Origin of the sequence: Paenibacillus sp. BT-177, assembly GCF_025846815.2 — a bacterium.
GTDB classification, from domain to species: domain Bacteria; phylum Bacillota; class Bacilli; order Paenibacillales; family Paenibacillaceae; genus Paenibacillus; species Paenibacillus polymyxa_C.
On record NZ_JAOYTP010000001.1, the window covers coordinates 922,892 to 937,376 of the forward strand.

Consider the following 14,485-nt stretch of genomic DNA (forward strand, 5'->3'; position numbering starts at 1 on the left):
CAAAGTTGCCTACATTCTAAACTCCGCAATATTATTCACGATTCAGCAAAGATTCTCCGGCAATACCAGGCTGAGTCATCTGGTACGGGTCCAATATAATGTCTAATTCTTCCTCAGTCAGTACATTATATAGCAGACACAGCTCACGTACCGATTTGCCAGTCGTAATTGCTTCGCGGGCAATGCGTGATACCACCTCATATCCGAGGTGCGGATTGAGCGCTGTAATAATACCTACGCTGTTCTCTACATATTCACGGCACCGTTCCACATTTGCTTCAATTCCTTCCACACAATGAACACGGAAAACGTGGAAGCCCTGCTTCATAATTTCCAGCGATTGCAGCAAATTATAGACAAGTACAGGCTCCATCACGTTCAGCTCCAGTTGGCCCGCCTCCGAAGCCAAGCAAATTGTATGATCATTACCAATGACCTGAAAAGCAATTTGGTTAATGACCTCACACATCACTGGATTTACCTTGCCCGGCATAATGGATGATCCTGGCTGACGAGCAGGCAGACTCAATTCTCCCAGACCAGCACGAGGTCCAGAAGCCATCAGACGGATGTCATTAGCCACCTTGGACATATTCATCATACAAATCTTTAAGGCAGCAGACACTTCGGTATAGGCATCCGTATTTTGTGTGGCATCTACGAGATGTTCATCTGCTTCCACAGGAAAGCCACTGACCTCAGCCAGTACCTCAGCGACACGCTGAATATATCGGCGGTCTGCGTTCAAGCCAGTACCCACCGCTGTTGCACCCATATTAATCGTTAGCAGGTGCTCCTTGGTCGCACGGACACGTCCGATATCACGACCCAATACACGCGCATAAGCCTGAAACTCCTGCCCTAATCGGATCGGTACTGCATCCTGCAAGTGGGTTCTACCCATTTTGATCACACTATCAAACTCATTGGCCTTGCGGGAAAATGCTTCCTGAAGCTCACTCATGGTGACTAACAGCTTATCAATCATACTTAATATAGCCAAATGTACGGCCGTAGGAAAAGCATCGTTTGTCGATTGCGCCATATTAACGTGATTATTAGGACTGATTTCCTGATAGTCTCCTCGCTGCTTGCCAATCAGCTCCAGCGCGCGGTTCGCAATCACTTCATTTGTATTCATATTAATGGACGTGCCTGCGCCGCCCTGAATCGGATCGACGATAAAATGATCATGCAACTGTCCTTGAATAATCTCGTCAGCAGCCTGAATAATGGCCTCTGCTTTGGAGCGATGTAGACGGGTTAGTTCCATGTTTACCGTCGCTGCTCCCTTTTTTACAATCGCCATGGCTTTAATCAACTCAGGATGCAATCGTTGGCCTGTAATTGGAAAATTTTCTTTTGCTCTTAGAGTTTGTACACCGTAATAAGCATCTGACGGCACTTCCTTGGTTCCTAAAAAATCATGCTCCAGCCTCATATTCTTTGATTCCTCCGCTGTGTTTGCTACGTTCTTCAATTCAGTACAGTCAAATGACAAAAAAGACCTTTTCTGATCTCCTCTTCATTATACGTTCCAATTCCCGTGCTTTACCAGTCGAATAAACGCGGAAAAAGGTTATGTAATCCTATGACAAGTTATGATTACCCGTAAATACCACGGTTATTCGGCAAATGCTCAGCAATGACTGTAATACGGATTTAAAGGCTTATAATAATATCGAGTGGCGTGCAGCTGACCATCGGCCGATTGAGCGTAGTTCGGAATAACACCAGCTTCCACAAACCCGATCGACTCGTATAATCTATTAGAAGGATCTCCCACCCGCGTATCCAGTACCAGTAGAGTTCTATTCTGACGCATTGCCTCTTCTTCGGCTGCCTTCATTAACTGGCGTGCGATCCCAAGCCTTCGTCCGGACGGATGTACCATAAGCTTTGCAATTTCCGCACGATGTGTAGCGTTCGCTTTTTGAGCCAACTGAAGCTGAACCGTCCCAACAGGTACTGCGTCCTTCTCGGCAATCCACAGAACTACACCATCCTCAAGCACACTGCTCCAATAAGCTGCTGCCTCCTGATACCCTAGAGGTGGTAAGAAACCTATAGATGCACCATCAGCAACCACGTCAATCAATAGCCGGCTTAGTGAATCTGACAATGTTTCGCTGAGCACTTGAACAGGGTATATTCTCACTTCGTTAGACATTGTAATCCCTCCTGATGAGTTCGATAACATACAAGAAAGAAAGTAAACTATCTTTTTAGGACAGATTACTTCCCATCATACTTCGTTTACTTAATCACCCTTACTTCTATTACTGCTCTGCCATATAAAAGAACTCCCACAGATGACCATCCAAATCCTGAAAGCTCCATCCATACATAAAACCATGATCTTGAGGCTCATTTGAGGGTTTGCCGCCTGCTTCCAAAGCTTTGCGGACAATCTCGTCTACCTTTTCTCGGCTCTCCACCGAAAGAGCAACAATCGCTTCTGTGCTTTTCGTGGCATCTGAAATTTCCTTTGTAGTGAATGCTTTAAAACGTTCTTCAACCAATAGCATGACAAAAATATGCTCACTAACAACCATGCAGGTTGCATGTTCATCCGTGAACTGAGCGTTGAATTCAAATCCGATGGTAGTGAAAAAATCAATGGAGTGTTGCAGGTTTTTAACTGGTAAATTCACAAAGATTTGTTTAGCTGTTACTCCCACGACGCTTCACCTCTTCCTTCTACTTTATCATACGACTTCTCCACAAAAGATATCTTAACTATCTCACAAAGTCAATCAATCTGACATTTGTAACTAAACTAACAACCATTACTTTAGCTCCTAGCCTTACACCAAGAATTGTCTTGTACACTAAAATGACCTCAGATGTTTTTCACCTTATCCACTTAACTATCCATTTATTGAATGTTGAAGCTGCTTCCCTTCATCATCATAAAACATCTTCAATATGATGCTATTGTTCTTCAAAAAGTGAATGTCGTGCCTCTCGCCTCCCAATCTCAATACCATTATGATTGCGCTTACAAACATATCCTATATTTAAGATACCACAAATTAGCCAATTTAGTACCTGAATTATGTAAAAATGAATTCTTCTTGCCGTAGCATAATCAGATCATATTATTGTAAACTTGTTCTAATACAGAAAAAGGTGGCACACACGCTATGGAGCATTTGCTTAACGACCAGGTCAAAAATATTCAAATCAGCGGCATCCGCAAAATCGCCAATAAAGTTGCCGCATTACCCGGAACTCTGTCATTAACGATTGGGCAGCCGGATTTCCCTACCCCTGCGCATATTATGGAAGCTGCCCATCGGGCGATTGATGAAGGCCGAACCACTTATACACCTAATCCGGGACTGCCGGAATTACGAGAAGCTGCAGCAGCGTTTGTAGCCCGCAAATACGGCCTGAATTACCGTGGACAAGATGAGGTTATCGTGACGAACGGAGCCAGTGAAGCGCTGGATATTACCCTGCGCACAATTTTGTCACCCGGAGACGAAGTTGTTCTACCTGTGCCGATTTACCCAGGATATGAGCCATTGATCCGTTTGTCAGGTGGCATTCCAGTGTTGGCTGACACCCGCGACAGCGGATTCAAGCTAACGGCAGAGGTACTGGAGCCTTATCTGACTGAGCGGACAAAAGCAGTCATTCTCGGCTATCCTTCGAATCCGACCGGACGGGTGATGAGTCACCAAGAACTGGAAGCAGTCGCGGATTTACTCAAGGAACGCGATCTGTTTATCATTTCAGATGAAATATACAGCGAACTTATTTACGATACACCGCACGTATCTATTGCAACTTTTCCAGGTATGCGGGAGCGTACCATCGTCATTAACGGTCTCTCCAAATCACATTCCATGACAGGATGGCGCATTGGTTTTACACTTGCACCCGCCGAGATTACACAGCACATGGTCAAAGTACATCAGTACAACGTGACCTGTGCTAGCTCAATTAGCCAATATGCAGCACTGGAAGCCCTGACCGTTGGGGTGGATGATGCACTTCCGATGCGCGAAGAGTACCGCAAACGCCGTGACTATGTACACGGAAGACTGACAGATATGGGGATTCCGCTGGAGAAGCCTGAGGGAGCCTTCTATCTTTTCCCTTCCATCGCCCATTTTGGATTAAGCTCAATGGACTTCACCTTGAAGCTGCTGGAAGAGCAAGGAGTAGCCGTCGTGCCGGGAGATGCTTTTTCTTCCTATGGCGAAGGTTATATTCGCTTATCTTACGCTTACGGACAGGATGTACTGGAGCAAGGGTTGGATAAAATAGAGAGGTTTGTTAGAGGAATTGTGAGAGGTTAAGGTGGTTAGGGGCGCTACGCAGTCCATTTGATCTTCCGATCGCTGTTGCTGGGGGATTCTTTAATTGTATAAAACATTTATAGGTAAGAATCCCTCAGCAAAGGCGAACGCTGCCGCTTCTTCAGATTCAATTGGCCCGCTTCGCTCGCTGCCCGCCTTAAAGTCCCTCAATCCTATAAGGTGTGTGGAATAGCTGTTCGGTGAAAATAAAGTATCAGACTAGAGTTGTTGATTTAGCGAGGTTTTTGAACTGAAGAATCGCCAGCTTTTGAAAAATAAGTTTTAGACTGAACAATTAATATAAAGCAGCGGCAGACCAAGACTTGATAAATAAAGCCTTAGACTGCCGCTGTTGTCATTCAACTAACGTTCCCCATTAGTTTAATAAACCACCTATTCTGAATTATCAGCTACCAATAGCTTTTTCGATTCCATCCTCTTGTAAGTGTCGGATTAGATAAATGCACAATCAGCTGGACATCCCAGGTTCTCGAAAACTGTGCGCGCGGAGGAATCTACCGGCAGGAAAACCTCAATTTGCGGATATAAGCGGCCGCCTGCAGAAATCGAAATCTGTCTGTAGCGTACGGGAATAAGGTCTCCGGAGCTTTCCATTCTGGCTAGAATTGTTTGTATTTGATCAACATTTCCCCCTACATCCGGCACACTCAGATATTCGCACGCGTTATATTTCTGAACTCTATCCAGCAATTTTTGATACCACGCATCATAACGCGAGAGTATGTGCTCACTCTTAAAGGCTTGTATTCCGTTTATGATGTGCTCCTCCCACTGCTTAAACGACGCCTTGTCAAACGTGGAGCGGGACCGGATAGGAAAACCAGAATTAAAATGTAAATCGACCCTATTCATTAAACCGTCATATGAACGGTCGAGAGGGATTTCGAACAATTGATGAAAAGGCTCATTTAATCCCTTGATGTCCTGAGTATGTGTTACGACCATGGCGGGAAAAGGAATACCCCTCATCGTTTGCTGAGCCCACTCTAATGCACGCTCCAACGACCGTCCATACAGTTCGGTCTGAATTGGAAGAAAACCGGCTGCCAAAAGCAAATCGTTACGCTCGTCGGATGTACACTCAAGATATTCTGCAATATTTATTATCGTCTGGCGGGACGGTATGCGGCGGGTACGTCCAACCAGCAGATTTTTATACGAAGGAAAAGCCTCGTCGTTCAGCTCTTGTTGAGTAAATCGTTTCAAGGACGGTTGAGGTCGATCGACAAGCTTTTGCTGGCGTTTTATCCGCAGGGCTTCAATTTCTCCCATTACGATTCTATGTCTGGAATTCTCCGTATCTATATCCATCTTCTCTTCCCTTCTCTTATGAAGTGTAGTTCTGCACTTGGGCCGAACCTTCATTTAAAGTATACTCCTCATTGAAATGAAGGTCATCTAATGACCATACCAACATGGAGGAAAACCGATATGATTCGTACTATTGTTGTTGATCCGCATGCCCCGTCTCATTTGGCCTTCAAGGAAGTTGGCGCACCGCAGCCTAAGCCATGGGAAGCGCTTGTGCAAGTGAAGGCCGTCTCACTCAACCGCGGTGAAGTGAGTGACGCTAAAAATCAGGAAATATCTAGCCGTCCTGGCTGGGATCTCGCCGGGATTGTCATCGAGCCGGCAGAGAACGGCGCAGGACCGCAAAAAGGGGCCAGGGTTGTTGGTTTGCTCCCGATGGGAGCCTGGAGCGAGCAAGTGGCTGCTCCCGTATCGTTGTTGGCCGAAATCCCAGACAAACTCACTTTTACTATGGCGGCTACCCTCCCCGTAGCAGGGCTCACGGCTCTTTATGCACTTCGAAAAGGCGGCATGCTGCTTGGCAAACGAATTTTCATTACAGGCTCTAGCGGCGGAGTTGGGCTATTCGCCCATCAGCTTGCAGTCCAATCCGGCGCATACGTTGTAGGTACGGCAAGCACGGAAGAGAAGGCTGAGCTTGTTCGGGAGGTCGGATCCGACGAAGTGATCATTGGATATTCCGCAATTTCATCAGCCAACAAATTTGGGCCGTACGATCTGATCATCGATTCAGTAGGCGGCAATACACTGGCGGCGTTGCTGCCGCAGCTAGCGCCCCAAGGGATTTGCGTTGCGGTAGGGTTTTCCTCTTCAAATACTGCTATGATCGATATGAAGAATATGGTGACCAGCGGAGGAAGAACCTTGTACAGCTTCTTTTTAGGTGAGGAGCTCACTCGTCAATCAGCCGCGGACGATCTGAGTTTGCTGGCCCGGCTGGTCATAGATGAGCGGTTAATCCCACGAATCCAAGTGGAGGCGCCCTGGACCGAAATTGACACCGTTGCCCGTAATCTTATGGAACGGAAATTCTCGGGCAAAGCCGTGCTTCACTTAGATTGATTATATAAGTTTGCAACTATAATCCCAGGAATCTAAAAACGAATCTGAAAAAGAAACGGCAGTAGTACACCCTTACTCGTTTGAGCGGGAGTATCGCTGCCTTTTAATAAACCCGGCTATTTGACCTTTATATTTCGTATAGTAATCTATCCAGCTTTAATATCAACACAGTTATTCATTTACCCTCAGTGGCACCGCTTTAAAAATGTTCATTTTCTCTCACTATTCTGCCAGTTGGCTTAATGAAGTGCTCACCAGTCTAATACTTTATTTTCTAAGTCTACAACTTTATTTTCTTCGGACAATAGCCGGGGAAAAAAACTATACTTACCGCTTCGCGCGGTGAGTAAACAAAAAAGGCCCTTGAACCCCCTACACGGGTGGTTCAAGGGCCTTTTTGCTCTCACTACTCCCTCACCGTCGGCGTGGGATTAATAGGTACGTTGCTTTAAGCATGTCCCAGCGGAGGGGGCGGAATGGTGCTGGACAAGCGTAAGCGGTCGCCTTTAAATTCCGATTTTCACCTTTACATATTCAATCATAAAAATCGGAATTTAACAGCGATGGTAAGCACCATCCGCCTCCGCAGCGGCCTCTAAAGCACCACCCCCTAGTCCGACTCCCCTACTTTAAATGCATTTTGAATTGCAGGAACAATTCATTATAGTGAGCGAGCATTCGCTTACCCAGATTGTTGTATACTTCCAGCTTATCTGTAATTTCAGATGGAGGATAGAACCGCTCATCGCCAGAAATATCTTCAGGCAGCAATTTCTTTGCATCCTTGTTTGGCGTGGAGTAACCTACAAACTCGGCATTTTGAGCGGCTACATCGGGCTGCATCATAAAATTGATAAATTTATGAGCCGCGTCCACATGGGTGGCCGTTTTTGGAATAACTATATTATCGAACCACAGGTTGGACCCTTCATCTGGCACGACGTAATCCAGCTTATCATTCTGATCCATAATTTCGGACGCATCACCGGACCATACAACTCCGGCAGCAGCTTCCTCATTGGCCAGCAGCATTTTAATCTCGTCGCCAACCACAGCCTTGACATTAGGTGCTAGCTTCTCTAGCTTCGTCAAAGCTTGCTGCAAATGCGTCTGGTTTGTATCATTCAAGGAATAGTGGAGACTGTTCAGCGACATGCCCATAATCTCCCTAGCTCCATCAACCAGCAACAGGTTATTACGCAGCTTCGGGTCCCATAGGCCATCCCAGCTATGAAAATCAATGCCTTTGGTCAGCACCGGGTTAAACACAATCCCGACTGTCCCCCAAAAATACGGAACCGAATATTGATTATTTGGATCAAACGAAAGGTTTAGATAATGAGAATCTACATGCTTCAAATTCGGCAGCTTGCTATGGTCCAATGGGAGCAGTAGATGTTCTTGCTTCATTTTAGCCAAAGCGTATTCCGAGGGAACCGCTACATCAAACGAAGTTCCTCCCTGCTCGATTTTCGTCAGCATCGCCTCATTGGAATCAAATGTCTGATAAATGACGGTAATGCCCGTCTCCTTTTGAAACCGTTCCAGCAGCTCAGGATCAATGTAGTCTCCCCAGTTGTACACCGTCAGTGTGTTACCGCCGGAGTAGCCTTGGCTGGAGTTCAGCCAGGCTGCCACGCCCATCAGACCAAACGAAATGATGAAAATGGACAGAAACACGCGCACAAGCGACTTCATCTAGGCACCCCCATTTCCGCCGCAGGCTCTTTTTTACCATTACGATTCGCCTTGCGCATAATAAAGTAGTAGCCCACCACCAGCAGCACAGTAAACAGGAATATGAGCGTGGACAGTGCATTGATGGACAAGGAAACCCCTTGACGGGCACGTGAGTATATTTCCACTGATAAGGTCGAATAGCCACTGCCTGTCACAAAAAAGGTCACTGCAAAATCATCCAGCGAGTACGTTAACGCCATAAAAAAGCCTGCATAAATTCCTGGCTTGATAAAGGGCAAAATCACCTTGGTCAGCACATCCAGCCGGCTGGCACCCAAATCACGCGCGGCATCGACCAGAGATGGACTCATTTCCTGAAGCCGCGGCAAAATCATAATGACCGCAATCGGCACACTAAACGCAACATGGGATAACAAAACGGAGTAAAAACCCAGCTTAATTCCAACCATCGTGAACAAAATGAGAAAGGAAGCGCCAATAATGACGTCCGGGTTCACGATTAGTACATTGTTGAGCGACAGCAGCGTATTTTTGACTCGACGGTTCTGCATCTGATGAATAGCCAGCGCACCCATGATACCAATTATTGTAGCCAACGCAGACGACAGCAAAGCAATCACCAAAGTGTTAATGACAATAATGATCAACCGGGTATCTGCGAACACCTCTTTGTAATATTGAAGTGTAAAGCCTTCAAACTCGTGCATGGTACCGCCGCTGTTGAAGGAATAGTACATCAAATACAAGATAGGTGCATACAACACGAGAAAAACAATCACCAAATAAATATTTCCGAATCGGTTTTTATTTGCCATGCCGCACCCTCCGTTTCGTTCGCGAGGTGAGCAGCATAATGATCGCCATCGCCAAAATCAGGAACACAGCAACTGTAGAGCCCATACCCCAGTCCTGAGTAACTAGAAAATGCTGCTCTATCGCCGTTCCCAGCGTAATCACACGGTTACCCGCAATCAGACGGGTAATCATAAACAGCGACAGCGCTGGAATAAACACAGCCATGCAACCGGATCGCACACCCGAAAGTGTTAACGGGAAAATAACCCTGCGAAACGCGGTCCATTTGGAGGCTCCCAAATCACGGGCTGCGTCCAGCAGTGAAGGATTCAAGCCTTCCAACGCATTATAGATGGGCAAAATCATAAAAGGCACAAAAATATAAACAGATACAAACACAAAGCTGGAGCTGGTAAACAATATTTGCTGACCACCCAACCCAACCATTCCTAGCATCGCATTCACCGGACCATAGGTTCCGAAAATCCCGATAAAAGCATACGTTTTAAGCAACAAGTTAATCCAGGTTGGCAAAATAATGAGCAACAGCCACAGCTGCTTATGCTTGGTGCGAGTAAGTAAATAGGCCGCCGGATACGCCACGAGCAGTGAGCATACCGTAATCAGAAATGCATACCAAAACGAGCTAAGCGTCATGCTTAAGTAAACAGGTGTCAGAAACTGAGCGTAGTTGCTGAATGTGAGATGACCATCCACATCAAACAGTGAATAGTAAAATACAAGGACAACTGGCGCCGCCACGAACAGCACAATCCATAAATAGTAAGGCAGCAGATACGCTGCTCTTGTATTACCGGACATGCTGATCTACCTCTTCATAGGCTTCCAGACGCCGATCAAATTCTTCCTCTGTCTCCCCAAACCGCATGACATGAATGGCTTCCGGGTCAAATTTCAGACCGATTTCACTTCCCAGCTCCGCCTTTTTGGTAGAATGCACGAGCCATTCCTGCCCTGAATCATCATAGCAGCTTATTTCATAGTGAACTCCACGGAACAATTGGGTATCCACCTTTACCCGCAGCTTGCCTTCAGCGACACTCGTAATCTCCAAATCCTCGGGCCGGATCACAATTTCAATCGGTTCGTTCGCACGCAATCCTCCGTCGACACACTCAAACTGTCGACCGTTAAATTCCACTTGATAATCCGCGATCATACGTCCAGGAACAATATTCGATTCGCCGATAAAATCAGCCACAAACCGATTAATCGGCTCATCATAGATATCATTTGGGGTACCGCTCTGCTCGATCTTGCCTTTGTTCATGACAAAAATTTCGTCTGACATGGCCAGCGCTTCCTCCTGATCATGCGTAACGAATATAAAGGTAATTCCCAGGCGCTGCTGCATTTCACGCAAAATGTACTGCATTTCTGTCCGCAGCTTTAAATCCAGTGCCGACAAAGGTTCATCCAGTAAGAGAACATCAGGCTCATTGACGATAGCCCGTGCAATCGCCACGCGCTGACGCTGTCCCCCGGACATCTCGGAAATTTCCCGTTCGCCGTAGCCTTCCAGATTGACAAAGGACAACGCCTGTGTCACCTTTTCCTGAATGTCTTTTTTGTTCATCTTTTTGATCCGCAGACCAAAGGCTACATTTTCAAACACATTCAGATGTGGAAATAGCGCATAATCCTGAAAAACCGTATTGACCTGGCGCTCATTGGCCGGCACACGATTAATGAGTTTATCATTCAAATAAATAGAGCCTTCTGTCGGCTCTGCAAACCCTGCAATCATACGCAGAATCGTCGTTTTACCACAGCCAGAAGGACCCAGCAGTGTATAGAATTTACCACGTTCAATCTCAAAGCTGACATCCGCCAGCACCGGGGGATCGTTGTCATATTGTTTGGTCACCCGCTCAAATCGGATGATGGTTTGCTCTCCCATAACACCCTCCTTCAAAAATTCGACTTCATTCCATTACATTCTCTTCATTAAACATAATTATTCAGACCGTATCATTCGCCCTTGAGACTTGCATGTAAAATAGTCTGTCAACACTCGGATGGCCACCTCGATGGCTTCCTCCGCAGGCTCCAGCTTGGCATGGTGCAAGCCATAAGGCGTATCCACCCCAAGCCAGAACATCAGACCTGGAATTCGCTCCAGAAAATACCCGAAATCCTCTCCGGTCATCGCTTCTCCGCATTCAACGAGCTGCACATCCTGCCGATTACTGACCCAGTTCATGAATTCCTTAGTCACCTTGGCTTCGTTGTACACTTGCAAATAATTGGAGCCATAATGAATCTCCGCTTGACATTCAAATCCAGCTTCCACACCGCGCACCAGCGCCTCAATCCGCGATTTAACCAGCGTCATCGTATCAGCAGACAGCGTTCGGATCGTACCTTCCAAACGCGCGGTTTCCGCGATGATATTTTGCTTCGTACCTCCACTAACCTTGCCAACGGTAATGACCGCTGCATCCAGTGGATTCACATTACGGGCTACCACCGTCTGTAATTGTCCTACCAGCTGGCAAGCAGCTACTACCATATCATTCGCCTTGTGTGGATACGCTGCATGTCCCCCCGTACCCTTGAGGTCGATGAAAAGCTCCGACGTATTGGCAAATAGGATACCCGGGCGGGTGGCAATCGTGCCTACAGGATATTCTGGTGCAACATGCAATGCGACAATTTCATCCGGCATCCAGTCGGCCAGCTCTGTGCTGTCCCGCATAGGCAACGCCCCACCAGGTCCTTCCTCAGCTGGTTGAAACAACACGACCAGATCATCCTTCATCGGATGACTCGCAAAGTGAGTCACAATTCCCAATCCAATCGTCATATGTAAGTCGTGTCCACAAGCATGCATGTAGCCGGGATGAGTCGAACGGAAATCGTAACCCGTCTCTTCCTCGATGGGTAAACCATCCATATCACAACGATATCCATAACGGTGCTCAGGAGCCGTTCCATGAATGAATACTAACACGCCCGTACGCCATGTACGAATCTCCAGCCGCTCCTGAGGGAGCGTTTCCAAGTAGTTCAGCAAGTATCGTTGTGTTTTATATTCCTCAAACCCTGGTTCGGGAATTTGATGCAGATCCCTTCGTATTTGAACAAAAGAACGATAATCGGCTGTGCTCATTATGCTGCTACGCCTCCTCTTTATAGCTCATCAGCTCTTATCGGGCAAAAGAACAAAAGGACAAAAGCCCGGCGCAGCCGCCGAGCCTTGTCCGTTGTGCTTCGTCCCTATGTTATGCTGTCAGTCTATCATACTCCTGACAAGGAATCGTTCACCTTTGGTACATAAAAAACTTTGCCTTCTTACAGAACGCGCAGTTCTTTCAAAATCTCAGTTTTGGATTTAGTCTTGTCATCGACTTGTTTGATTACACGTGCAGGTGTACCAGCTACTACAGAGTATGGAGGCACATCTTCAGTTACAACCGCTCCGGCTGCAACAACTGCACCTTTACCGATGCGTACGCCTTCCAGTACAACCGAGTTCGCACCGATCAATACTTCGTCTTCTACGATTACAGGCTGTGCGGATGGTGGCTCAATGACACCTGCAAGGACAACGCCTGCACCGATGTGGCACATGTTGCCTACTTTAACACGACCGCCAAGTACAGCATTCATATCAATCATGGTGCCTTCACCAATCGTAACGCCAATGTTAATCACTGCGCCCATCATAATGACTGCATTGTTACCAATGCCTACCATATCACGGATATAGGCGCCTGGCTCAATACGTGCATTAATGCCTTTCAGATCCAGCATAGGAACAGCGGAGTTACGGCGGTCATTTTCCACCACATAATCTTCTTCTTTCGCGTTTGCGCTATCCAGTACCGGCTTGATATCGGCCCAATCACCAAATACCACACCGCTGTCTCCAGAAATAAAAGCTTGAACATTCTCGCCAAAAGATGCGGAAGCCAAAGCCCCTTTTACATATACTTTAACAGGCGTCTTTTTCTTGCTGTTTTTAATCACGTTGATGACTTCTTGTGTATTCATTTCGATGGACATATTAAATCTAACAACTCCTTCATCGCTTCATACGACTTCGCAAGCCGGAATGATCTTATTCTCTCATCCTTTATAGCACAAAAGTGCAGGTCTCGCAATTACAGATTAGATCTTCGAAGCGCTAACCTTGTACCTAAAACAACAAGCTTCAGCAGTTTGACTGCCTTAAATTCATAAGTATAGGCCAGCGACCATCCTAATTTTAATCAGGATTATTTATTCGCTTGCAGGCTCTCCAGCGAGGTATAAATGAAGGACTCGAATCCTTCAGCAGGCTCCCCTTGTGGAATATTCACTTTCACGCTGAAAGCGCCCGTAGTATTTTCTACAACAATATATTGTCGTGTAATCTTCGAACCGTTCGCTTGCAAGAACAGGCGGCTGCTGGTCAGCGCTTTAGGCACGTCTGCTTTGTCCAGCTTTTGCACCTTGCCAATGGAAGCTAGGTCCTTTTCGCCATCTTTTTGAAGCTCATCTAGATTAAAGTCGGAGGGCAGCTTCTTAATTTCGGCGTAGTAATTATCATCTACCGCCAAAGCGACACGGTTTTGATCAGGGAACAGGGACATTGGATCAAACACATACAGCGAATAGCCCTCTCCCTTTGTCAAGGTTGCTGTCTGCTTTTCCTTTTTCCCTTCAAGGGTAAGCTCAAAAGTTTGAGTTTTCGCGCGTTCTACGCCTACTTGCTGACCAGAACTTCCGTTTGGATTGCCATCTGTTGCAGCCTCTGTCTTTTGTATTTTCGTTAAAGTCAGTTGCTTCGCTGTCGCGTCGCCCTCTACTGCTTGTTCGTTATATTCAAACGCTACTGGATCACCTTCTTTAAGTCCAGCTATTACCGTATCCAGTCCTTCTCCTAACTGGAAGGATTGGGCTTCGCCATTGGTCTCAATCTCTACCGTATGCGGGTCAGCAGCTCCGTTGTATACGCCTGTGCCTTTTTTAACCTGCGGCTCAGCGACCGGCTCCGGAGTGGCTTGCGGCTGTTGTGTTTGCGGTTGGTCTGCCCCTTGAGGTGCATTGTTATTGGTTTGTGGTTTCGTACCACAGGCTGATAGAGCCAGCACTGCCACGACAGTCAGTAGTATGATTGAAAATGTGTTATGTTTTTTCATAAAATCCACCTCCACGATGTTAGACGAGCTTGTGCAGCAAAAGTTCTATGCAGCATCTCACTTAAAATCCTTCCCCTCGCTCCCGTTGATTATATTCTCAGGATTTTGCAAAATCCTAATACCATGGGGATGCCAGGT

13 protein-coding genes are annotated in these 14,485 nt (G+C 46.6%); 2 read left to right on the forward strand and 11 right to left on the reverse strand.

Annotation, left to right across the window (positions count from 1 at the left end; all coding sequences use genetic code 11):
* Positions 1–31 precede the first annotated feature (31 nt).
* The 3 genes from aspA to OIU26_RS04230 form a co-directional block, all read right to left on the reverse strand.
* Entirely contained in the window at positions 32–1,441 is a 1,410-nt protein-coding gene (gene aspA, locus OIU26_RS04220) for an aspartate ammonia-lyase (RefSeq protein ID WP_264216260.1), read from the reverse strand.
* A 198-nt stretch (positions 1,442–1,639) separates the two neighbouring features.
* The gene (locus OIU26_RS04225; RefSeq protein ID WP_264216021.1) at positions 1,640–2,170 is read right to left on the reverse strand and encodes a GNAT family N-acetyltransferase; all 531 of its coding nucleotides are present in this window, start codon (positions 2,168–2,170) and stop codon (positions 1,640–1,642) included.
* 109 nt (positions 2,171–2,279) lie between these two features.
* Positions 2,280–2,681 (reverse strand): VOC family protein, encoded by a 402-nt coding sequence (locus tag OIU26_RS04230; RefSeq protein ID WP_040103254.1) that lies wholly within the window; start codon positions 2,679–2,681, stop codon positions 2,280–2,282.
* Positions 2,682–3,146: 465 nt separating this feature from the next.
* Here OIU26_RS04230 and OIU26_RS04235 point away from each other — a divergent pair, with 465 nt between their 5' ends.
* Entirely contained in the window at positions 3,147–4,310 is a 1,164-nt protein-coding gene (locus OIU26_RS04235) for an aminotransferase A (protein WP_264216022.1), read from the forward strand.
* A 453-nt stretch (positions 4,311–4,763) separates the two neighbouring features.
* Here the strand turns inward: OIU26_RS04235 and OIU26_RS04240 are convergent, their stop codons facing one another.
* Entirely contained in the window at positions 4,764–5,642 is an 879-nt protein-coding gene (locus OIU26_RS04240) for a hypothetical protein (protein ID WP_264216023.1), read from the reverse strand.
* 120 nt (positions 5,643–5,762) lie between these two features.
* Between OIU26_RS04240 and OIU26_RS04245 the strand changes: the two genes are divergently transcribed.
* Entirely contained in the window at positions 5,763–6,704 is a 942-nt protein-coding gene (locus tag OIU26_RS04245; RefSeq protein WP_264216024.1) for a zinc-binding dehydrogenase, read from the forward strand.
* 624 nt (positions 6,705–7,328) lie between these two features.
* Here OIU26_RS04245 and OIU26_RS04250 read toward each other — a convergent pair.
* The 7 genes from OIU26_RS04250 to OIU26_RS04280 form a co-directional block, all read right to left on the reverse strand.
* The gene (locus OIU26_RS04250; protein WP_264216025.1) at positions 7,329–8,402 is read right to left on the reverse strand and encodes an ABC transporter substrate-binding protein; all 1,074 of its coding nucleotides are present in this window, start codon (positions 8,400–8,402) and stop codon (positions 7,329–7,331) included.
* A complete protein-coding gene (locus OIU26_RS04255; protein ID WP_264216026.1) occupies positions 8,399–9,220 on the reverse strand; it encodes an ABC transporter permease in 822 nt (273 codons plus the stop codon). Before OIU26_RS04255 ends, OIU26_RS04250 begins: the two co-directional genes overlap by 4 nt.
* Positions 9,210–10,022 (reverse strand): ABC transporter permease, encoded by an 813-nt coding sequence (locus OIU26_RS04260; protein ID WP_264216027.1) that lies wholly within the window; start codon positions 10,020–10,022, stop codon positions 9,210–9,212. Before OIU26_RS04260 ends, OIU26_RS04255 begins: the two co-directional genes overlap by 11 nt.
* Positions 10,012–11,121 (reverse strand): ABC transporter ATP-binding protein, encoded by a 1,110-nt coding sequence (locus OIU26_RS04265; RefSeq protein ID WP_264216028.1) that lies wholly within the window; start codon positions 11,119–11,121, stop codon positions 10,012–10,014. The genes OIU26_RS04260 and OIU26_RS04265 overlap by 11 nt, the downstream gene beginning before the upstream one ends.
* Positions 11,122–11,178: 57 nt before the next feature.
* Positions 11,179–12,333: an N-acetyldiaminopimelate deacetylase gene (locus tag OIU26_RS04270; protein WP_264216029.1), complete on the reverse strand. Its 1,155-nt coding sequence runs from the start codon at positions 12,331–12,333 to the stop codon at positions 11,179–11,181.
* A 182-nt stretch (positions 12,334–12,515) separates the two neighbouring features.
* Positions 12,516–13,229 (reverse strand): 2,3,4,5-tetrahydropyridine-2,6-dicarboxylate N-acetyltransferase, encoded by a 714-nt coding sequence (gene dapD / locus OIU26_RS04275; protein ID WP_013372273.1) that lies wholly within the window; start codon positions 13,227–13,229, stop codon positions 12,516–12,518.
* Between the two features lie 212 nt (positions 13,230–13,441).
* Positions 13,442–14,347 carry a hypothetical protein gene (locus OIU26_RS04280; protein WP_264216030.1) on the reverse strand — a complete coding sequence of 302 codons (906 nt, stop codon included), beginning with the start codon at positions 14,345–14,347 and terminating at the stop codon, positions 13,442–13,444.
* Positions 14,348–14,485: the final 138 nt, after the last annotated feature.